This window comes from Comamonas granuli NBRC 101663 (genome assembly GCF_000739995.1).
Lineage (GTDB): Bacteria > Pseudomonadota > Gammaproteobacteria > Burkholderiales > Burkholderiaceae_C > Simplicispira > Simplicispira granuli.
This window is the reverse complement of sequence record NZ_BBJX01000002.1, coordinates 1-20,582: the sequence shown is the minus strand read 5'-3', so window position 1 is coordinate 20,582 and position 20,582 is coordinate 1. Positions and strand designations below refer to the sequence as shown.

The following is a 20,582-nucleotide window of genomic DNA, read 5'->3' as shown; positions in this document are numbered from 1 at the left end:
GTTGGGTGGGGTGTTGCAGGGTGCTGGGTGCTGGGTCTCAGGCGCCCATGCGGCCGATGAAGGCCCGGATGCGGTCATTGCCCGGGTTGTCGAAGAAGGAGGCAGGCGGTGCGTCGTGCGCGATGCGCCCCTGGTCAAAGAAGAGCACGCGGTCGGAGACTTCGCGCGCAAAGCCCATTTCGTGCGTCACCACGATCATGGTCATGCCGCCGCGCGCGAGCTCGCGCATCACGTCCAGCACTTCCTGCACCATCTCGGGGTCGAGCGCCGAGGTCGGCTCGTCGAACAGCATGACCTTGGGCTGCATGGCCAGCGCGCGTGCAATGGCCACGCGCTGCTGCTGCCCGCCCGAGAGCTGCCAGGGGTACTTGTGCGCATGCTCGTGCAGGCCCACGCGGCGCAGCAGGGCCATGGCCTGCTCGTTGGCTGCGCTGCGCGGCGTGCGGCGGATGCGCCGCGGCGCCAGCGTGATGTTGTCGAGCACGCTCAGGTGGCCGAACAGGTTGAACTGCTGGAACACCATGCCGACCTCGCAGCGCTGCTGCTGCAGGGTGTGCGGGTCGTCGGTGACGGGCACGCCGCCGATGGTGATGGTGCCGCTGTCGTGCGGCTCCAGCCGGTTGATGGCGCGCAGCAGCGTGCTCTTGCCCGAGCCCGAGGCGCCGATGATGACGGTGACCTCGCCGGTATTGAAATGCGTGGACACGTCGCGCAGCACCTGGTGCGTGCCGAAGGACTTGCACACATGCTCGGCGACGATGTAGGGGGTGGGCTGGGCTGTGCTCATCGCGCGCGCCCTTCCACGTCGAAGCGGTATTCGATGGCGTTGGAGATCTGCGTGACCAGCGTGGTGAGCAGCAGGTAGGTGACGGCCACGGTGGTCAGCGTGGCGATGGGCTGGAAGGTGGCCGACTGGATGCGGTTGCCCACGTTGGTCAGCTCCACCACGCCGATGGCGTAGGCCAGCGAGGAGTCCTTGAGCAGGGCGACGAAGTTGCTCACCAGCGGGGGCAGGGCAATCTTGAAGGCCTGCGGGAACACCACGTCGAAGAACACATGCGCCCGGCCCAGGCCCAGGGCGCGCGCCGCTTCGGTCTGGCCGCGCGGCACGGCGAGCAGGCCGGCGCGGATGGCCTCGGCGTTGTAGGCGCCCACGTTGAGCGAGAGCGCCAGCACCGCGGCAGCGAAATCAGGCAGGTTCAGGCCCGGGACCAGCGCCGGCAGGGCGAAGTAGACGAACAGGATCTGCACCAGCAGCGGCGTGCCGCGGATCACCCAGATGTAGAAGCTGGCCAGGTAGCGCAGCGCCGCCCAGCGCGCCGTGCGCGCCAGCGCGGCGGCTGTGCCGAGCACGAGGCCGACGCTGCCGCTGATCAGCGTGAGCCACAGCGTGGTGCGCGCACCGTCAGAGAAGGCCTGCGCGTTCGGGCCGATGGGCTCGGGCAGGAAGGAAAGCATCTGGCCCAGCAGCATGAGGGCCAGGACCATGAGGACCACGGCGCTCACCAGCGTCGCATTGCTGCGCTGCTGGCGGCTCCAGTGGCTGGGCCAAAGGGCGGTGAGCATGAAGAACGGACCGGCGGGAAGGAGGGCGAGGGGCCCGGCTTACTGGCAGCGCACGTCTTCGTTGAAGTACTTCTTGGAGAGCTGGGTGTAGCTGCCGTCGGCCATGGTCTCGGCCAGGGCCTTGGACCAGGCCTGGGCGAGCGACTGGTTGCCCTTGGCCACGGCGGCGGCGATGCGCTCGATGAACAGCATGTCGCCGAGCTTGAAGCCGGCGCCCGGGTTCTTCTCGGCCACGGCCTTGGCGACGAAGCGGTCCGTCACCCAGGCGTCCACGCGGCGCGATGCGAGGGCGCTGCGCGCATCCACGTCGGTGGGGAAGTTCTTCATCTCCTTGATGGAGGCGACCTTCTTGACGTTCTCGAGGTAGCTGGTGCCGGTCTGCACGGCGACCACCTTGCCGGCCAGGTCCTTGGCGTTCTTGATCGCCGGGTCCATGGCGATGATCATGCCGCCCGAGCAGTAGTGTGGCTCGGTGAAGGTCACGGCCTTGGCGCGCTCCTCGGTGATGCCGTGCGAGGCGATCACCAGGTCCCAGCGGTCCTGGCGCAGGCCGGTCAGCAGGGCGTCGAAGCCCAGCGTCTTCCACTCGATGTGCACGCCCATCTTCTTGGCCACGAGCTCGGCGAGTTCGACTTCGAAGCCGGTGAGCGTGGTGCCGTTGAAGAAGTTGAACGGGGCGAACTGGCCCTCGGTGGCGATGAGAATCTTGCCGTCCTTCTTGACCTCGTCGAACGTGCGCGCCTGGGCGGAAAACACGGCGCACAGCGCCACGGCGGAAGCGACAAACTTGAGGAACTTCATGGAATGTCCTGTAGGGGTGTTCAGGTACAAAAAAATCCGGCCTGCGGATAGCGCGGGGCCGGAGCCGGTAAAAACGAAGCCTGCTGCGGGGATGCCGTGCAGGCGTGCCATCAAACTGTCATCATTATAGAAGTCGCCCCCCCGCGCTCGGCCATCATGGAGAACCCTGAGGCCTCAACGCAGGAATCCGTCGTAGCCCGTTTTGAGGATGAGCGCGCCGACCACGACGATGAAGATGCCGCGCACGAAACCTGCGCCGTGCTTGAGCGCCATGTGCGTGCCCAGCACGCTGCCCAGCACATTGGCCAGCGCCAGGGGCAGGGTGAAATGCCACCACACATGCCCCTTGGCCGTGAACAGGATGAGCGCGGCGATGTTGGTGGCCACGTTGAGCAGCTTGGCCGCGGCCGAGGCGTTGAGGAAGTCGTAGCCCAGCAGGCGCACGAACAGGAAGACGAAGAAGCTGCCCGTGCCCGGGCCGAAGAAGCCGTCGTAAAAGCCCACCGCCAGGCCAATGAGGCTGGCAGCGAGCAGTTCGGCGCGGGCGGCCAGGCGCGGCGCGTGGTGGCGCCCCAGGTCCTTTTTCGCCAGGGTGTAGGCGAGCACGGCCAGCAGCACCAGCGGCAGGAGCTTGCGCAGGAAGTCGGGCGCGACCACGGTGACCGCCCAGGCGCCGGCGAAGGAGCCGGAAAAGCCCGCCAGCGCCGCCGGCAGCATGGCCTGCCAGCGCATCTGCACGCGGCGGCTGTACTGCCAGGTGGCCATGGCGGTGCCCCAGACGGAGGCGCTCTTGTTCGTGCCCAGCAGCGTGGCCGGCGGGGCGCTGGGGAAGGTGGCGAACAGCGCGGGCAGCAGGATCAGGCCGCCGCCCCCCACGATCGCGTCCACGAAGCCGGCAAGCAGGGAGGCCAGCGAGACCAGTATCCATTCCATGGGGGCGGATTGTCGCATCCGCCCCGGCACGCGGGCGCCGGGCAAAAAAAACGCCAGCAGTGCTGGCGTCGGATAAAAGGCACGCACCTCGTCGGGTGCTTGTGAAATGCTTGTGGTTGTGGTGGCGGTTTGTCTCCCCGGCCCCCCGTTCAGCGCAACGGGCTGCGCTTTCGAGTGGCGTTACTGTAACGGCGCCAGCGCCTGTGTCCCATAGGGGATTTCCCGCCCTAGGCGCTGCGGTGGTCTTCGCGGATCCAGGCCGCGGCCTTCTCGGCCATCATCAGCGTGGGGGAGTTGGTGTTGCCGCTGGTGATCAGGGGCATGGCGCCCGCGTCCACCACGCGCAGCCCCGCGATGCCGCGCACGCGCAGGCGCGCATCGAGCACGGCCAGGGGGTCGCCGTCGCGCCCCATCTTGGTCGTGCCCACGGGGTGGAAGATGGTGGTGGCGATGTCGCCCGCCAGGCGCGTGAGCTCCTCGTCGGTCTGGTACTGCACGCCGGGCTTGAACTCCTCGGGCTTGTAGCGCGCGAGCGCCGGCTGGGCCACGATGCGGCGCGTGATGCGCAGGCTGTCGGCGGCGACCTGGCGGTCCTCGGGCGTGGAGAGGTAGCGCGGAGCGATGGCCGGTGCGTCGCGGAAGTCCGCGCTCTTGATCTGCACCGTGCCGCGGCTCGTGGGGTTGAGGTTGCACACGCTGGCCGTGAAGGCCGGGAAGTCGTGCAGCGGATCGCCGAAGGCGTCGAGCGAGAGCGGCTGCACGTGGTATTCGATGTTCGGCCAGGGCTGGTCCGGGCTGGAGCGCGTGAAGGCGCCGAGCTGCGAGGGCGCCATGCTCATGGGGCCGCTGCGGCTCCAGGCGTACTGCAGGCCGATGCGCGCCTTGCCCCACAGGCTGGCGGCCTGGGTGTTGAGCGTCTTGACGCTCTGCACCTTGTAGACCGAGCGGATCTGCAGGTGGTCCTGCAGGTTGGCGCCCACGCCGGGCAGATCGAGCACCGGCGCGATGCCATGCTGGCGCAGCAGCTCGCCCGGGCCGATGCCCGAGAGCTGCAGCAACTGCGGCGAGTTCACCGCGCCCGCGCACAGCAGCACCTCGCAGGTGGCGTGCGCGCTGACCATCTCGTGCCCGTCCCACACCTGCACGCCGGTGCAGCGGCGCTGGCCGCTGCCATCGGTCTCGATGAGCAGCCGCGTGGCGTGCGCGCTGGTCCACATCTCGAAGTTGGAGCGCCCGTAGCAGGTGGGGCGCAGAAAGGCCTTGGCCGTGTTCCAGCGCCAGCCGGCCTTCTGGTTGACCTCGAAGTAGCCCACGCCCTCGTTGTCGCCGCTGTTGAAGTCCTGCGTGGCGGGAATGCCCGCCTGCTGCGCGGCGTGCGCAAAGGCGTCGAGCACGTCCCAGCGCAGGCGCTGCTTCTCCACGCGCCACTCGCCCGTGCTGCCCGTGGCCTTGTTGCCGTGCAGGCGCTGGAAGTCGGCGTCCACGCCGTCGGGCTGGTCCAGGCGCCAGTGGTCCTCGTGGCGGCGGAAGTCGGGCAGCACGTTGTCCCAGCGCCAGGCGTCGTCGCCGGTGAGCTGGGCCCACTGGTCGTAGTCGCGCGCCTGGCCGCGCATGTAGATCATGCCGTTGATGCTGCTGCAGCCGCCCAGCGTCTTGCCGCGCGGGTAGCGCAGGCGCCGGCCATTGAGGCCGGCGTCGGGCTCGGTCTGGTAGAGCCAGTCGGTGCGCGGGTTGCCGATGCAGTAGAGGTAGCCCACGGGGATGTGGATCCAGTGGTAGTCGTCCTTGCGGCCGGCCTCGATGAGCAGCACGCGGCGCGTCTTGTCGGCGCTCAGGCGGTTGCACAGCAGCGCGCCGGCCGTGCCGCCGCCGATGATGATGAAGTCGAAGGTCGTGTCGCTCATGGTGCCTCTCGTGGTGGGCGCGCCGCGGGCGCGGTCCGTGCCGTATTGTGCGATGGGTGGGGGCCTGGCACTGTCGTGCCGGTGCGCAGTCGCTATGGAAAAAATAGCGCCTTGCGCAAACCAGTATTGCCCTGCACCGTGTTTTTCATGATACTGCGTGCCTCGCCGGCCCTGCGCCGAGCGCCGACGTGATGACCGATTCCTCGCCCCGCATCGACCACACCGACACGCCCGATGGGCCGTGCGCGCTGCCGCGCGGGCGCTGGGGCGCGGCCGACCTGGGCCAGCGGGCCCAGTGGCAGGCGCTGGCGGGCCAGCTCCGCGCCCTGCCCGCGCAGGCACGCCTGGGCTGGGACCTGCGCGGCCTGCAGTGGCTGGACCACGTGGGCGCCCAGGTGCTGTGGAACCACTGGGGCCAGGCCTGGCCGGCGCGCCTGTGGCTCAGCGCCGCCCAGCGCGACATGCTCGAGCGCGTGGCGCGCTTTACCGCCCCGGCGCCGCCGGCCCAGCGCTGGCGCCTGGGGGAGCAGGTGGACCACCTGGGCGTGCTGGTGCTGCACGGCCTGGACCACGCCCGCCACCTGCTGCAGATGGTGGGCCAGATGCTGCTCGACAGCCTGCGCCTGGCGCGCGCGCCGCGCCGCGGGCCCTGGCGCGACGTCTCGGGCCATCTGTACCGCATGGGGGCGACGGCGCTGCCCATCACGGCGCTGGTGGGCTTTCTCATCGGCGTGGTGCTGGCCTACCTCACCGCGCTGCAGTTGCGCCAGTTCGGGGCCGAGACCTTCATCGTCAACATCCTGGGCATCGCGCTGATCCGCGAGCTCGGGCCGCTGCTGGCGGCCATCCTCGTGGCGGGCCGCTCGGGCTCGGCCATCACCGCGCAGATCGGCGTGATGCGCGTGACCGAGGAGCTCGACGCCATGCGCGTCATGGGCATCCCGCACGGCTTTCGCCTGGTGCTGCCGCGCGCGCTGGCGCTGGCGCTGGCCATGCCGCTGGTGTGCGTGTGGACCACGCTGTGCGCGCTCGCCGGCGGCATGCTCGCGGCCGACCTGTCGCTGGGCATCTCGCCTGCCTACTTCTTCCACGCCATGCCCGCCGCCGTGGGCATCGGCAACCTCACGCTCGCGCTGTCCAAGTCGGTCGTCTTCGGCACGCTGATTGCGCTCGTCGGCTGCCACTGGGGGCTGCGCGTCAAGCCCAACACGCAAAGCCTGGGCGAGGGCACGACGGCCTCGGTGGTCACCTCGATCACCGTGGTCATCATCGTGGACGCGCTGTTTGCGGTGGTCTTCAAGAACGTCGGTTTTTAGCCATGCCCAGCGCCGCCGCCCCCGTCGTTGACATCCGCGACCTCTCCACCGTGTTCGGCAAGGGCAGCGAGGCCTTTGCGGTGCACCAGGGGCTCAACCTCAGCGTGCTCCCGGGCGAGATCGTCGCGCTGGTGGGCGGCTCGGGCACGGGCAAGACGGTGCTGCTGCGCCAGATGCTGGGCCTGCTGCACCCGGCGCGCGGCAGCGTCACCGTGCTGGGCCGCCCGGCCGAGGACATGGGCGGCGAGGGCGCGGCCGGCCGCGTGGGCATGCTGTTCCAGCATGGCGCCCTGTATTCGGCCTTCAACGTGCTGGAGAACGTAGCCTTCGCCCTCAACGAGCTGGGCACGCTGCCGCGCGACGTGGTGCGCGACGCCGCCATGGTCAAGCTGCGGATGGTGGGCCTCAAGCCCGAGCACGCCACGCGCATGCCCGCCGACCTCTCGGGCGGCATGATCAAGCGCGTGGCGCTGGCGCGCGCGCTCATCATGGACCCGCCGCTGCTGCTGCTCGACGAGCCCACCGCCGGCCTGGACCCGAACGGCGCCGACGAGTTCTGCGCCCTGGTGCGCGAGCTGCACGCTGCGCTGGGCCTGACCATGGTGATGGTCACGCACGACCTGGACACGCTGTTTGCCCTGGCCACGCGCGTCGCCGTGCTGGCCGACAAGCGCGTCATCGTCGCCGACACGCCCGCGCAGGTGGTGCAGTACGAGCACCCCTTCATCCGCCAATTCTTCCGGGGCGAGCGCGGCCTGCGCGCCATGGCCCCGGCCCATGCCGTCAAGGAACGCTGATGGAAAACAAATCCCATGCCTTTGCCGCGGGCCTGTTCGTGCTGGCGGTCACCGCGCTGGTGATCGCCCTGGCCGTCTGGCTCACGCGCGACCGGGGCCAGTACCAGAGCTACGAGCTCTCCAGCCGCGACGGCGTCAGCGGCCTGCAGCCGCAGGCGGCCGTGCGCTACAAGGGCGTGGCCGTGGGCCGCGTCACGCACATCGGCTTCGACAGCCAGGCCAGCGGCAACGTGCTCATCCGCATCGCCGTGAACGTGGACACGCCCATCACCCCCACCACCTTTGCCGTGCTCGGCTACCAGGGCGTGACCGGGCTGGCCTACGTGCAGCTCGACGACGACAACGAGCCCCACCCCGCGCTGGAGCCCGGCGAGAGCGGCCTGCCGCGCCTGCCGCTGCGCACCTCGCCGTTCTCGCAGCTCTTCGACCAGGGGCCCGTGATCCTGGGCCGCGTGCAGGAGGCCACCGAGCGCATCAACCAGGCGCTCTCCGACGACAACCAGCGCCTGCTGCGCGAGGCGCTGCAGAACTTTGGCCAGGCCGCGGGCAGCGTGCAGGCCCTGAGCCAGCGGCTCGACGCCACGGTGCGCCTGCGCCTGGACCCGGCGCTGGACGCGCTGGCGCCGCTGGCGCAGGAGACGGCAGGCACGCTGCAGGCGCTGCGCCAGGCGGGCGCGCAGGTGGGCGGCATGGCCGCCGAGATCGGCCAGACCGCCCAGCGCATCAACGCCCCCGGCGGCGCCCTGGAGCAGAGCGAGCGCAGCGCCCGCGCCCTGTCTCAGGCGGTGGAGCGCTTTGGCACCGTAACCCTGCCGCGCATGGAGCGCGCGGCCGACGAAACCGCCCGCGCCGCGCGCCTGACCGGCCGCGCCGCCGCGGGCCTGAGCGAGAACCCGCAGGGCCTGATCTACGGCCCGGGCCGGGGCCTGCCTGGCCCCGGGGAGCCGGGCTTTCTGGCCCCGCAAGCCACCGGAGCGCAACCATGAATGCTATGAAAATGAGAGCTTCTGGCGCTTGCCATGCAAGCGCTGCAGCCCTTTTTGGCTTGATGACATTGGCGGGCTGCGCAGCCCTGCCCGAGCCGCCCGTGCGCCCCGTGCTGTACGACTTCGGTCCGGGGCAGCAGGCAGCGGCCCCGGCGGGCGGCCCGGCGCTGGCACCGCTGGCGCTGGAGACGGTGGACTACGCCAGCCTGCCCGACAACGGCAGCGCCGTGTACTACCGCCTGGCCTATGCCGACGCCCGGCAACTGCACCCCTACCAGGGCGCGCGCTGGAGCCAGCCGCCCCAGCAGCTCATGCGCGAGAGCCTGCAGGCGCGCCTGGGCCAGCGCCGCGCCGTGGTCGGCACCGGCGGCGCGCTGGCCGCGGTGCGGGTCGCCGGGCAGGCGCCGGCCGTGCTGCGCGTGGAGCTGGAAGAGTTCAGCCAGGTCTTCACCAGCCCGGAGCAGAGCGCGGGGCTGGTGCGCCTGCGCGCCACCCTGACCCGGCCCGCGGCCTATGGCGAGGACCTGCTCGCCCAGCGCCTGTTCGTCGCGCAGCACAGCGCGGCCAGCCCGGACGCCGCGGGCGGCACCCGGGCCATCGCCCAGGCCGCCGAGCAGGTGGCGCAGGAGCTGGCGCAATGGCTGGAGACCAGCGGGTTCTGAGCCGGCAGCGGCACCGCTGGAGTCAGGGCGCGGCCAGCACCTGCGCCAGCGCCTGCTCCAGCCGCGGGTAGGTCCAGACAAAGCCGCTGCGCTGCGTGCGCTGCGGCACCAGGCGCTGGCCGCCCAGCAGCAGTACGGCCATCTCGCCCAGGGCCAGGCGCAGCGCCCAGGCCGGGGCCGGCAGCACGGCCGGGCGGTGCAGGGCGCGCGCCAGGGCGCGGGTGAAGTCGGCGTTGCGCAGCGCCTCGGGCGCGCAGGCGTTGAAGGCGCCGCGGCACTCGGCGTGGCGCAGCAGGTGGTCGAACAGGGCGACGAGGTCGTCGAGGTGGATCCACGGCATCCACTGCTGGCCGCTGCCCAGCCGCCCCCCCAGCCCGAGGCGAAACGGCAGCCGCAGCCGTGCCAGCATGCCGCCCTGCGGCGCCAGCACCGGGGCGATGCGCAGCACGGCCACGCGCGTGCCAGCCTGCCCGGCGCGCGCGGCCTCCTGCTCCCAGGCCATGCACAGGCGGCTGCCGAAGTCCTGGCCCCCGGGCGGGCTGCTCTCGTCCAGCGGCTCATCCCCGCGGTCGCCGTACCAGCCCACGGCGGATGCGGAAAGAAGCGTGCGCGGCGGCATGGGCTGCCGGCCCATCCAGTCCACCAGCGTGCGCGTGAGGTCCACGCGGCTGCGCCACAGCAGCTCGCGGCGCGCCGCGCTCCAGGGGCGGTCGGCGATGGGCGCGCCCGCGAGGTTTACCACGGCGTCCAGCGGCGCGGCGCCATCGAGCTCCTGTGGGTGGGCAATGCCCTGCGCGCCGCTGCACAGGGCGGGCACCAGGTGCGGGTCGCGGCTCCAGACCCAGAGCTGGTGGCCTTGCTGGTGCCAGTGCTGGCACAGGGCGCGGCCAATCAGGCCGGTGCCGCCGGTGAGCAGAATGCGCATGTGGTTTCTCCTTAGGGGCGAAGGGGGCAGGCTGGCGTGGGCGTCACCAGGGCAGGCGCTGGCCATCGTAGGCCCAGAAGCCGCCGCTGTCCTCGGGCCGCAGGCCATCGAGCACGGCCAGCAGGTCGCGCGCCGCATCGGCGGCGGGGCGGCCGATCTGCGCACCGCGAAACGGCGCCGACAGGGCCGAGTCCACCGTGCCCGGGTGCAGCGCGGCCAGCACGGCCTGCGGGTGGGTGCGGGCCATCTCGATGGCCGCGGTTTTCAGCAGCATGTTCAGCGCCGCCTTGGAGGCGCGGTAGCTGTACCAGCCGCCCAGGCGGTTGTCACCGATGCTGCCCACCTTGGCCGAGAGCACGGCGCACAGGCTGCGCTCGCCGCGTGCCAGCGCGGGCGCGAAATGCGCCAGCGCCAGGGCGGGGCCGATGGCGTTGACGGCAAAGCTGGCGGCCAGGTGCTCGGCGCGCAGCTCGGCCAGGGCGCCGCCGATGGCCCCCGAAGCTCCGAGGACCAGGGCGCGGTAGCCGGTGGGCAGGGATTGCATGGCGGGGCCTTCACGGAATGGGGTTACAGGGCATCCAGGCGCTGGCGCAACTGCAGGGCCTGGGCGCGCAGGGCGGCCTGCTGGGCGGCGGGCATCTTGTGCCACTGGCGGTAGACCAGAGCCAGGCGGGGGTTGGTGCCCAGGGCCTCGGCGTGGCGCGCAAAAAAGTCCCAGTACAGGGCGTTGAAGGGGCAGGCGCGTTCGCCGGTCTTGGCTTGGGGGTCGTAGGCGCAGCCCTGGCAGTAGTCGCCCATGCGTTGCAGATAGGCCGCGCTGCTGACATAGGGCTTGGTGGCGATCCGGCCGCCGTCGGCGCGCTGGCTCATGCCCAGGGTGTTGGGCAGCTCCACCCACTCGAAGGCGTCGATGTAGATGCCCAGGTACCAGCGGTGCAAGGGCGCCGGATCCAGCCCGGCCAGCAGGGCAAAGTTGCCGATCACCATCAGGCGCTGGATGTGGTGGGCGTGGGCGGTGTCCAGCGACTGGCGGATGGCCAGGTGCAGGCAGCGCATGCGCGTTGCGCCCGTCCAGAACCAGTGCGGCAGCGGCAGGTGGTGGCCCAGGGCGTTGTGCCGGTCGTAGCCCGGCATGTGGGCCCAGTAGATGCCGCGCATGTATTCGCGCCAGCCCAGGATCTGGCGCACAAAGCCTTCCACGGCGGCCAGCGGGGCCTGGCCGGCGCGCCATGCGGCCTCGGCGCGCTGCACCACCTCCAGCGGGTGCAGCATCTTCACGTTCAGCGCAAACGACAGCAGCGAGTGGAACAGGCGCGGCGCGCGGCTGGCCAGGGCGTCTTCATAGTCGCCAAAATGCGGCAGCGCGTGGGTGACGAAGGCCTCCAGGCAGGCCAGGGCCTCGCAGCGGTTCAGCGGCCAGCGCAGGGCGTCGGCCTGCGGCTCGCCCAGGGTTTGCACGCCGCAGCGCTGCAGCAGGGCCCACAGCGCACGGTGGTCGTGCGACGGGCGCCAGTCCGCGGGCGCGGGCGGGGTGCCGGGCCAGGGCTTGCGGTTGTCATGGTCGAAGTTCCACTGCCCGCCTTCGGGCTGGCCGGCGGCATCCAGCAGCACCCGGTGGCGGCGGCGCATGGGGCGGTAGAAATGCTCCATCAGCCACTGACGGCGCCCGTGCATCTGGGTGGCCAGGTCGTCGCGTGCCGTCAGAAAGTGTTCGCTGTCCACCGCCGTGCAGGCCAGCGCCTCGGTGGCCGCCCAGGCCTGCAGTTGCGCATCGAGCCGCCACTCGTCGGGTTGCTGCCACTGCACGGCCTGCGCGCCGTAGTGCGCGGCCAGGGCCGCCAGGTTGTCGGGAATGGACTGGCGGTTGCTGGCGTCGTCCAGCGCCACATAGCGCACGCGGTGGCCGGCGGCGCGCAAGTGGCGCGCGAAGTCGCGCATGGCGGCAAAAATCGCCAGGATCTTCTGCGCGTGGTGCAGCACGTAGTCGGTTTCCTGGCGCACCTCCATCAGCACGTAGACCACCTGTGGGTCCGGCTGGCGGAATCAGCGGTGACCAGGGTTCAACTGGTCGCCCAGTACCAGGCGCAGGGTGTGGGCGCGCGCGCTCATGGCGGCCCTCCGGTCGGTGGCGCTGGGCTGCGGTGGCGGCGGCAGCGCTCGGAGCAGTACTTGACCTCGTCCCACACCCGGGCCCATTTTTTGCGCCAGGCAAAGGGGCGTCCGCAGCACAGGCAGGGTTTTTGCGGCAGGTAGGGTTTGCGGTGCATGGCTCAGAAGTCCAGGCGCTGCTGCTGCGGGGCGGGCGGAGCCGGGCGGCGGCCGGTGCTGCGGTGCACCCGGCGCGAGCCGTGCTTTTCCACTATCGCCGCCTTGGCCGCGCGCACCGGGGCCTGGGCGCGCAGGGCGTGCACGCGCGCCTTGGCGGCGCGTGTGGCACCGGCCAGATCGACCAGGGGCGCCGGGATGTCGCGGCCCACCTGCACGCCGCAGCGCGCCTGCACGTCGGGCGGCATGCGCCAGGGCTCGAACAGCCAGGAGTCGGGCACCCGGCGCAGCGCCGGCAGCCAGCGGCGCACGAAAATACCCTGCGGGTCGTGGTCCTGCGCCTGCTTGACGGGGTTGTACACGCGCGTGGCATTGATGCCCGTGGTGCCGGCCTGCATCTGCATCTGGCTCCAATGGATGCCGGGCTCGTAATCCAGGAACTGCTGCGCCAGCCACAGCCCCACCGGGCGCCAATGCAGCCACAGCGGATAGGCGGCGACCGAGACCAGCATGGCGCGCATGCGGAAGTTGAGCCAGCCGCTCTCGCGCAGCATGGCCACGCAGGCATCGACCAGCGGCCAGCCCGTGCGCCCGGCCTGCAGGGCGGCGAAGTGCGCCTGCTGCCCGTCGTGTTCGCGCAGGCCGTCGTAGCCGCGGTGCAGGTTGTGAAACTCCAGCGCGGGCTCGGATTCCAGCTTCTGGATGAAATGGCCATGCCAGTGCAGGCGGCTCAGGAAGGCCGCCAGCCCCTGGCGCTGGCGCCCGGCCCAGGGATGGCCGCTGCCCTGGAGCGCGTGCAGGCGCTGCTGCGTGGCCTGCACTACCTCGCGCATGCCCAGGCAGCCCAGGGCCAGGTAGGGCGAGAGGCGCGAGCAGGCGTCGGGCGCCGTCAGCGGCGAGGAGATGCCGCCCCGGTAGAGGGCGCTGCGCTCCTGCAGGAAGGCCTGCAGCACCTGCTGGCCCAGTGTGCGGCCGCCGTGCTGGCGCAGGGGCGGGTCGTGCGCTGGCAGGCCCAGCGTGACCGGATCGGGCCAGCGGTCCTGCCAGGGCAGCGTGACGCCCTGCAGGCTGCCGGGCGGCGGCGCGGGCAGGATGGGGGCTTGCATATGCGCCTGCCACAAGGCGTGCCAGCGGTCGCGCGTGGGCAGGCGCCGCACCACGCCGTGCTGCGGCCATTCCTGCCAGAGCACGCCGTGTGCGCGGCACCAGCGGGCCACGGCCCGGTCGCGGGCGTAGGTGTGGCCGTTGCCGGTTTCCTCGTGCGCCACCAGGCGCTCGAAGGGCTGCAGGCGGTGCAGGCGGGCGAGCACCTCGGTCACCTCGCCCACGGCGAGCTGCAGCGCGGCGCCGCAGGCGCGCAGCTGCTGCGCCAGGTCGCGCAGGCTCTCGCGCAGGAACAGGTAGTGCTGCAGCGCGCAGTCCGGCTGCGCCCACAGGCTGGGCTCGACCACGTACAGGCACAGCACCGGCCCCTGGCGTGCCGCGTGCACCAGCGGCGCGTGGTCGTGCACGCGCAGATCGCGCTTGAACCAGACGACGGTGGTGCCCATGGCGCTGGTCCGGGAGCCTGGCTAGGCGGGTTGCTTGCCGAGCACGTGGCGTGCGAGCGCACGGCCGCTGAGCCAGGCCCCTTCGACCTTGCCGCCGTGCAGCCAGTCGCCGCACAGGCCCAGGCCGGCGTGGGCGTCCCACCAGCACCCGGCGGTCAGGGGGGCCTCGGTGTCGGCGTAGCGCCAGCGGTGCGCCGTCGCCTGGACGCCGGCGGGGTCGGGTCCGCCCAGTGCGGCAAAGGCCTGCAGCAGGGCCGCCGTGACGTCCTCGGCCGCGTCTTCCAGGTGCGCCTCGCTCCAGTGCGCCGTGGCGTGCAGCAGCCAGGTCTCGGGGCCGCTGCGGCCGGGCTTGCTGCGGTCCCGGGCCACCCAGCGCAAGGGCCCGGTGTGGATGAAGGCGCCGTCGCAGGGCAGGGGCACGGGGGCCGGGCAGCGGACCATCACGGCCCAGCAGCCGCGCATGCGGGCGCTGGCCGCCAGGACGGCGCCCGCGGGCGCCACCGGGCGCAGCAGGGGCACGGCCTGGGGGGCGGGCAGCGCCAGCAGCACGGCGTGGTACGGCGCGCTCTGCAGCCCCGGCTCGGCGCAGACGATGGACCAGCCCGCGGCGCCCGGCTCCAGGGCCTGCACGGTGGCCTGCAGGTGCAGCTGCACGCGGCCGTGCGGCGCCTGCGCCGCGCCCAGCTGCTGCCAGCCGTGCGCCACCGGGGCGGTCATGCGCGGCACGCCCACGAAGCGCTCCAGCGGGGTGTGCAGCGGCTCGAAGCCCTGGCCGTCGTGGCGCGCGAAACGCGCAGGCCACAGGGCAGCGACGCCGGCGTGCTGCCAGTGCTGCACCTGGGCGCGAAAGGCAGGGTCGCGCGCCGTGAAATACTGCGCCCCGTGGTCGCATTGCCACGGCTGCGGGGCGCCGTCGCCGCGGCGCGTGCTCATGCGGCCCGCGGGGCCACGGCTCTTGTCGAACACGTCCACGGCCCATCCCGCCGCGGCCAGGGCCTGGGCGCAGGCCAGGCCGGCCATGCCTGCGCCCACCACGGCGCAGCGCGGCACGGGGTCGGGGCGGGGTGCGGCGCTCATGCGGCAGGCTCCTTCGGGCCCAGGGCCGGGGGCGCCCGGCGGCTGCGCCATTGCGCCACCAGCGGCGCCAGGGCCGACAGCGGCTGCACGGCGCTGATGCCCTCCAGCGGCTTCTGGTACAGCGCCGCGCACGAGCCGCCCACCCACAGGGCGGTGTCCGCAGGCAACTGGGCGCGCAGCTCGCGCAGGCTGGCCAGCACCAGGGGGCCGCTGTGCACGGCCGTGAAGCTCAGCGCCACCACGTCGGCCTGGTGGGCCTGGGCGGCCTGCACCACGTCGGCCAGCGGGGTCTGCGTGCCCAGCGACACGCAGGTGCAGCCCTCCAGCGCCAGCAGGGCCTCCACCATCAGCAGGCCCAGGCCGTGCAGCTCCTGCGGCAGGGTGGTCAGCAGCACCTTGGGGCCGGCGGACGCGGGGGCGGCGGGCAGGGGCGCCAGCGCGGCAATCGCCTGGCGCAGCACGCCGGTGATGACCTCGGTGAACAGGTGCTCCTCAAATACCTCGAAGCGCCCCTGTGCCCAGGCCTCGCCCACGGCCGTGGCCAGGGGCGCCACCAGCTCGGTGACGAAGGGCGCCAGCCCCATGCGCAATTGGGCGTGGCTGAGCGCATGGCGCAGGGCCTGGGGGTCGTGCGCGCCGATGGCGTCGAGCAGCGGCGCCAGGGACGCCGAGGGGGGGCTGGAGGTGGGCTTTGTCCTGGACAAGGGTGCGCGTGCGCTGGCGGCCTGGGCGCCCAGCAGGGCCTGCAGGGCGCTGGGGTCCAGGCCCACCACCTTGCCCGGGCGCAGCCCGGCGTCGAGCAGGCGGCGGATGAGCTGCAACTGCTGCACCTGCTCGGCCGGGTAGAGCCGGTCGCCTGCCGTGTCGCGCAGCGGTTGGGGGAAGCCGTAGCGCTTTTCCCACACGCGCAGCGTGTCTTTGGCCAGGCCGGTCTCGCGCTCGACGGCGGCTATGGGCAGGCCCGCAGGCTCGGTGCCGGACGGCAGGGCGCTCATGCGGCAGCCTCCGGGCAGCAGGCAGGGGGTGGGACGGGGGCCAGAACGCAGGTTGTCATGGACAAATCTCGGAATTGGTGTAAATTGTCTAGGACAAAATTAAATTTGTCTAGTACAGTATCGATCGTACCAGCCCAGCTCCAGGGCCCAGGCATCGCACCGCAGATCGGGAGTGCTCATGAAAATTGCTGTCATCGGTTCCGGGATTTCCGGCTTGGCCGCCGCGCACCGCCTGCGCGGCGAGGCGCGCGTCACCGTGTTCGAGGCGGGGGACTACTTCGGCGGCCATACCCATACCGTGAACGTGTGCCTGCCCGACGCGCAGGGCCAGGCCGTGACCCACGGGGTGGATACCGGCTTCCTGGTGTTCAACGAGCGCACCTACCCGGGCCTGATCGCGCTGTTCGCCGAGCTGGGCGTCCCCACGGCGCCTTCGGACATGTCGTTTTCCGTGCAGGTGCCCGGCGCCGGGGCCTGGGGCGCCGGGGCGCTGGAGTGGAGCGGCGCCAGCCTGGCGACCGTGTTTGCCCAGCGCCGCAACCTGCTGCGCCCGCGCTTCTGGGGCATGCTGCGCGAGCTGCTGCGCTTCAACCGCCTGTGCACCGCGCTGGCCGAGAGCGGCGCCGAGGCTGCGCTGCAGCAGCCGCTGGGCGAGTTCCTGGACGCGCACGGCTTTGGCGCCGCGTTCCGCGACTGGTATTTCCTGCCCATGCTGGGCTGCATCTGGAGCTGTCCCACGGACCAGATGCTGCGCTTTCCGGTCGCCACCATGGTGCGCTTCTGCCACAACCATGGCCTGATCCAGGTGCAGGACCGGCCGCAGTGGCATACCGTGGCCGGGGGCGCGCGCCAGTACGTCGACAAGCTGCTGCGCGGGCTGGACGCGCGCCTGGCCGTGCCGGTGCAGCGCATCGAGCGCGACGCCGCGGGCGTGCGCGTGCAGACGGCCAACCAGAGCGAGCGCTTCGACGCCGTGGTGCTGGCCGTGCACAGCGACCAGGCCCTGCGCCTGCTGGCCCGGCCCACGGCGGCCGAGCAGCAGGTGCTGGGCGCCATCCGCTACCAACCCAATCGCGCCGTGCTGCACACCGATGCCCGCGTGCTGCCGCGCCGCCGCAGCGCCTGGGCCGCGTGGAACTACGAGCGCGCCGCCCAGGGCGCGCAGGAGGCCGCGCGCGTGTGCCTGCACTACTGGCTCAACCGCCTGCAGCCCCTGCCTTTCGCCCAGCCTGTGCTGGTGTCGCTCAACCCCGCGCGCCCCATCGACCCGGCGCAGGTGCTGGCCGAGTTCGACTACGAGCACCCGGTGTTCGACCTCGGCGCCCTGACCGCGCAGGGCCGCGTGCCGCAGTTGCAGGGCGTGCAGCGCACCTGGTTTGCCGGCGCCTGGACGGGCTACGGCTTCCACGAGGACGGCCTGCAGTCCGGCTACCGCGCCGCCGATCTGCTGCTGGCCCAGCTGCGCCGCCGGGAGGCCGCATGAACCCCGGCGCAGGCGCCAGCGCCCCCCGGGGCCCCGTGCCGCACATCGGCTTCGGCCATGTGTGGCACACGCGCCTGCGCCCGCGCCGCCACCGCTTCATCGTGCCGACCTTCTTCCTGCTGCTGCCCATGCGCACGCTGCGCGCGCAGCCCCAGGCCGCGGGCGTGCTGGCGCTCAACCGTGCGGGGGCGCTGGCCTTTCGCGACGCCGACCACGGCGACGGGCGCGGCCCGCAGCAGGGCGGCGCCCTGGCCTGGCTGGACGAGCTGCTGCTGGCCGAGGGCATCACCGACGCGCTGGGCGAGGTCTGGCTGCACTGCTACCCGCGCGTGCTGGGCTACAGCTTCAAGCCGGTGAGCTTCTGGTACTGCCACCGGCCCGACGGCAGCCTGCGCGCCATCGTCGCCGAGGTGAACAACACCTTTGGCGAGCGCCATGCCTATGTGCTGGACCAGCCGCGCTACGGCCAGGAGCTGCAGGCGCACAAGGTATTCCACGTCTCGCCCTTCTGCCCGGTCGAAGGCGGCTACCGCTTCGAGTTCCGGCGCAGCGGCGCGCAGGGCCTGCAGTCCACGCGCGTGCGCATCGACTACCACGACGCCCAGGGCCCGTTGGTGCTCACGGGCGTGGCCGGCCGCCTGCAGCCGCTGGACGCCGCCAGCCGCCGCCGCGCCCTGTGGCACTACCCGCTGCTGACGCTGGGCGTCATCGCCCGCATCCACTGGCATGCGCTGCTGCTGTGGCTCAAGCGCGCGCCCTTCCACACCAAGCCGCAGCCGCCGGCGCGGCCCGTCTCGCGCGCGCGCCCGCCGCTGTGATTCCCGTCCTGATCCGCTCCTGCACCCAAGGCCTCAGACCATGAACACCACCACTGCGACACCCACCCCGCTGCGCCCGAGCGCCGGCATGCCCGCCGTGGCGCGCAGCGCGCTGCACCTGCTGCAGCGCCTGCACTACGGCACCCTGCACCTGGAGCTGCCCGACGGATGCGTCCTGCAACTGGGCCAGGGCGGCCAGCCCCACGCCAGCATGCGCGTGCACGACTGGCGCGTCTTCGGCGCCGTGCTGCGCTCGGGCGACATCGGCCTGGCCGAGGGTTACATCGCCCAGGACTGGAGCACGCCGCACCTGGCCGACCTGCTGCGCCTGCTCATGGGCAACCGCGACGCGCTGGAGTCGCTGGTGTATGGCCGCTGGTGGGGGCGCCTGGCCTACCGCCTGCGCCACCTGCTGCACCGCAACACGCGCGCGGGCAGCCGGCGCAACATCCACGCGCACTACGACCTGGGCAACGCCTTCTACGCGCTCTGGCTGGACCCGAGCATGAATTACTCCAGCGCCTGGTTCCAGGGCGACCTGGCCGGCGACCTGACCCAGGCGCAGAACGCCAAGCTGCGCCGTGCGCTGCACAGCGCGGGTGTGCAGCGCGGCCACCGCGTGCTGGAAATCGGCTGCGGCTGGGGCGCCCTGGCCGAGATGGCGGCCGGTGAGTTCCAGGCGCAGGTGACGGGCGTGACCCTGTCCACCGAACAGCTCGCCTGGGGCCGCGCACGCATGCAGGCCGCCGGGCTGGCGCCGCGGGTGGACCTGCGCCTGCAGGACTACCGCGACATCCAGGACGCGCCCTTCGACGCCATCTGCTCCATCGAGATGGTCGAGGCCGTGGGCCAGGACTACTGGCCGGACTACTTCGGCGCGCTGGCACGCCTGCTCAAGCGCGGCGGCCGCGCCTGCGTGCAGAGCATCGTGATCCACGACACGCTGTTCGAGCGCTACGTGCGCGGCACGGACTTCATCCAGCAGTACATCTTCCCGGGCGGCTGCCTGCCCAGCCCGGCGCGCTTTCGCGCCGCGGCCGGGCAGGCGGGCCTGCGCGTGGCCGAGGAATTCGCCTTCGGCGCCGACTACGCCGAGACCCTGCGCCGCTGGCACCGGCAGTTTGCCGAGCAGCGCGCCCAGGTGCAGGCCCAGGGCTTCGACCCCGCCTTCCAGCGCACCTGGGAGTTCTACCTGGCCTATTGCGAAGCGGCCTTCGACACCAGGAGCATCGACGTCGTGCAGTACACGCTGGTCAAGGACTGAGGCGCCGGCCAGCGCGCTCCCGGTATCCCGCCTGTCAGGCCCCCACCCCATCCCATTCGCCGCCCTAGGACCCCACCATGTTTTTCTCCCGTATGACTGTTGCCGCCCGCTTGTACGCGGGGTTTGGACTGATCCTGGCACTCCTGGTCGCGCTGACCGGCATCGCCCTGGTCAAGGTCAACCGCATCGACCGCGCGCTGCGCGCCAACAGCGATATCCACGTGCAGGTGCAGCGCTACGCGATCAACTTCCGCGGTTCGGCGCATGACCGCTCGATCGCCGTGCGCGACGTGGTGCTCAGCCCCACGCCGGCCGAGCGCGACAAGGAGATCGCCACCATCGCCGCGCTGGCCGATTTCTATGCGCAGTCGGCCGCCCCGCTGGAAAAGCTCATCACCCGGCCCGATGCCGACCCCGCCCTGGGCCAGTTGTATGCCGACATCCGCGCCATTGAGAGCCGGGCCGTGGCCACCACGCAGTCCATCATCGATCAGGTGCAGGCAGGCAATGCCGCCGCCGCGGCCACCCTGTGGCAGCAGGCCAAGCCGCAGTACGTGCAGTGGCTGGCGGCGATCAACAAGCTCATCGACTTCAAGGAAGCGCGCATCCAGAAGACCAACCAGGCGGCGATGACCGAGGCGGACAGCTTTCTGGGCGTGATGTTCACGGCGCTGGTGCTGGCCCTGGTGCTCAGCGCCGCGGTGGCCTGGAGCGTGGCGCGCAGCATCGTGCGCCAGCTCGGTGCCGAGCCCGCAGCGCTGGCCGATGTGGCCAGCCTCGTGGCGCAGGGCAACCTGCAACCCGTCGCGGGCGCCGCCCAGGCCCAGCCCGGCAGTGTGCTGGCCTCGCTGGGGGCCATGCAGGCCAGCCTGGCCCGTGTGGTGGGCCAGGTGCGCCAGGCCTCGAACGCGGTCACCGTGGGCTCTGAAGAAATCGCCGGCGGCAACGCCGGGCTGTTGCAGCGCACGGAGGAGCAGGCCTCCAACCTGCAGCAGGCGTCGGCGTCCATGGAGCAGATGACCGCTTCGGTCAGGCACAACGCCGACTCGGCGCGCCAGGCGACGCAACTGGCCGCCTCGGCCAGCGAGGCCGCGCACAAGGGCGGCGCCGTGGTGGCCCAGGTGGTCAGCACCATGGACGAGATCACCGCCAGCAGCCGCAAGATGGCCGACATCATCGGCGTGATCGACACCATCGCCTTCCAGACCAATATCCTGGCGCTCAATGCCGCCGTGGAAGC

The 20,582-nt window shown here is 71.9% G+C and carries 19 protein-coding genes and 1 pseudogene; 8 read left to right on the top strand and 12 right to left on the bottom strand.

Annotation, left to right across the window (positions count from 1 at the left end; genetic code table 11):
• Positions 1-37: 37 nt before the first annotated feature.
• From CGR01S_RS01825 to CGR01S_RS01805, 5 genes are all read right to left on the bottom strand, one after another.
• Positions 38-787: an amino acid ABC transporter ATP-binding protein gene (locus CGR01S_RS01825; protein WP_042421838.1), complete on the bottom strand. Its 750-nt coding sequence runs from the start codon at positions 785-787 to the stop codon at positions 38-40.
• On the bottom strand, positions 784-1,566 hold the full coding sequence (locus CGR01S_RS01820; RefSeq protein ID WP_042421835.1) for an amino acid ABC transporter permease: 783 nt from the start codon (positions 1,564-1,566) through the stop codon (positions 784-786). The genes CGR01S_RS01825 and CGR01S_RS01820 overlap by 4 nt, the downstream gene beginning before the upstream one ends.
• A 39-nt stretch (positions 1,567-1,605) precedes the next feature.
• Positions 1,606-2,367 carry an ABC transporter substrate-binding protein gene (locus tag CGR01S_RS01815; RefSeq protein ID WP_042421833.1) on the bottom strand — a complete coding sequence of 254 codons (762 nt, stop codon included), beginning with the start codon at positions 2,365-2,367 and terminating at the stop codon, positions 1,606-1,608.
• 174 nt (positions 2,368-2,541) lie between these two features.
• The gene (locus CGR01S_RS01810; protein ID WP_042421831.1) at positions 2,542-3,300 is read right to left on the bottom strand and encodes a sulfite exporter TauE/SafE family protein; all 759 of its coding nucleotides are present in this window, start codon (positions 3,298-3,300) and stop codon (positions 2,542-2,544) included.
• A 227-nt stretch (positions 3,301-3,527) separates the two neighbouring features.
• Positions 3,528-5,204 carry a GMC family oxidoreductase gene (locus CGR01S_RS01805; protein WP_042421830.1) on the bottom strand — a complete coding sequence of 559 codons (1,677 nt, stop codon included), beginning with the start codon at positions 5,202-5,204 and terminating at the stop codon, positions 3,528-3,530.
• Between the two features lie 191 nt (positions 5,205-5,395).
• On the opposite strand from CGR01S_RS01805, the gene CGR01S_RS01800 reads away from it, so the two are divergent.
• From CGR01S_RS01800 to CGR01S_RS01785, 4 genes are all read left to right on the top strand, one after another.
• A complete protein-coding gene (locus CGR01S_RS01800; RefSeq protein WP_042421828.1) occupies positions 5,396-6,520 on the top strand; it encodes an MlaE family ABC transporter permease in 1,125 nt (374 codons plus the stop codon).
• Positions 6,521-6,522: 2 nt separating this feature from the next.
• Positions 6,523-7,317 (top strand): ABC transporter ATP-binding protein, encoded by a 795-nt coding sequence (locus CGR01S_RS01795; RefSeq protein ID WP_042421826.1) that lies wholly within the window; start codon positions 6,523-6,525, stop codon positions 7,315-7,317.
• A complete protein-coding gene (locus CGR01S_RS01790) occupies positions 7,317-8,303 on the top strand; it encodes an MlaD family protein (protein ID WP_042421824.1) in 987 nt (328 codons plus the stop codon). Before CGR01S_RS01795 ends, CGR01S_RS01790 begins: the two co-directional genes overlap by 1 nt.
• A 62-nt stretch (positions 8,304-8,365) precedes the next feature.
• On the top strand, positions 8,366-8,965 hold the full coding sequence (locus CGR01S_RS01785; RefSeq protein WP_245616737.1) for an ABC-type transport auxiliary lipoprotein family protein: 600 nt from the start codon (positions 8,366-8,368) through the stop codon (positions 8,963-8,965).
• Between the two features lie 22 nt (positions 8,966-8,987).
• Here the strand turns inward: CGR01S_RS01785 and CGR01S_RS01780 are convergent, their stop codons facing one another.
• From CGR01S_RS01780 to CGR01S_RS01755, 7 genes and pseudogenes are all read right to left on the bottom strand, one after another.
• Positions 8,988-9,890, bottom strand: a complete 903-nt coding sequence (locus tag CGR01S_RS01780) for a TIGR01777 family oxidoreductase (RefSeq protein ID WP_042421820.1) — start codon at positions 9,888-9,890, stop codon at positions 8,988-8,990.
• Positions 9,891-9,933: 43 nt separating this feature from the next.
• Positions 9,934-10,434, bottom strand: a complete 501-nt coding sequence (locus CGR01S_RS01775; protein ID WP_042421818.1) for an SDR family NAD(P)-dependent oxidoreductase — start codon at positions 10,432-10,434, stop codon at positions 9,934-9,936.
• A gap of 23 nt (positions 10,435-10,457) precedes the next feature.
• A pseudogene (locus tag CGR01S_RS01770) lies at positions 10,458-11,999 on the bottom strand (cryptochrome/photolyase family protein).
• Positions 11,996-12,157, bottom strand: coding sequence for a DUF2256 domain-containing protein (locus tag CGR01S_RS16275; protein ID WP_084690517.1), 162 nt, complete (start codon positions 12,155-12,157; stop codon positions 11,996-11,998). The pseudogene CGR01S_RS01770 and the gene CGR01S_RS16275 overlap by 4 nt, the downstream one beginning before the upstream one ends.
• A 3-nt stretch (positions 12,158-12,160) precedes the next feature.
• On the bottom strand, positions 12,161-13,705 hold the full coding sequence (locus CGR01S_RS01765) for an FAD-binding domain-containing protein (RefSeq protein ID WP_042421815.1): 1,545 nt from the start codon (positions 13,703-13,705) through the stop codon (positions 12,161-12,163).
• 21 nt (positions 13,706-13,726) lie between these two features.
• Entirely contained in the window at positions 13,727-14,782 is a 1,056-nt protein-coding gene (locus CGR01S_RS01760; protein ID WP_042422299.1) for an NAD(P)/FAD-dependent oxidoreductase, read from the bottom strand.
• Positions 14,779-15,777 (bottom strand): MerR family transcriptional regulator, encoded by a 999-nt coding sequence (locus CGR01S_RS01755; RefSeq protein ID WP_042421813.1) that lies wholly within the window; start codon positions 15,775-15,777, stop codon positions 14,779-14,781. Before CGR01S_RS01755 ends, CGR01S_RS01760 begins: the two co-directional genes overlap by 4 nt.
• A 178-nt stretch (positions 15,778-15,955) precedes the next feature.
• Here CGR01S_RS01755 and CGR01S_RS01750 point away from each other — a divergent pair, with 178 nt between their 5' ends.
• The 4 genes from CGR01S_RS01750 to CGR01S_RS01735 all read left to right on the top strand — a co-directional run.
• Positions 15,956-17,260, top strand: a complete 1,305-nt coding sequence (locus CGR01S_RS01750) for an NAD(P)/FAD-dependent oxidoreductase (protein WP_042421812.1) — start codon at positions 15,956-15,958, stop codon at positions 17,258-17,260.
• A complete protein-coding gene (locus tag CGR01S_RS01745; protein ID WP_042421809.1) occupies positions 17,257-18,078 on the top strand; it encodes a DUF1365 domain-containing protein in 822 nt (273 codons plus the stop codon). Before CGR01S_RS01750 ends, CGR01S_RS01745 begins: the two co-directional genes overlap by 4 nt.
• A 40-nt stretch (positions 18,079-18,118) precedes the next feature.
• Positions 18,119-19,342, top strand: coding sequence for an SAM-dependent methyltransferase (locus CGR01S_RS01740; RefSeq protein ID WP_042421808.1), 1,224 nt, complete (start codon positions 18,119-18,121; stop codon positions 19,340-19,342).
• Between the two features lie 77 nt (positions 19,343-19,419).
• A partial coding sequence (locus tag CGR01S_RS01735) for a methyl-accepting chemotaxis protein (RefSeq protein ID WP_042422297.1) occupies positions 19,420-20,582 on the top strand: 1,163 nt, incomplete at its 3' end.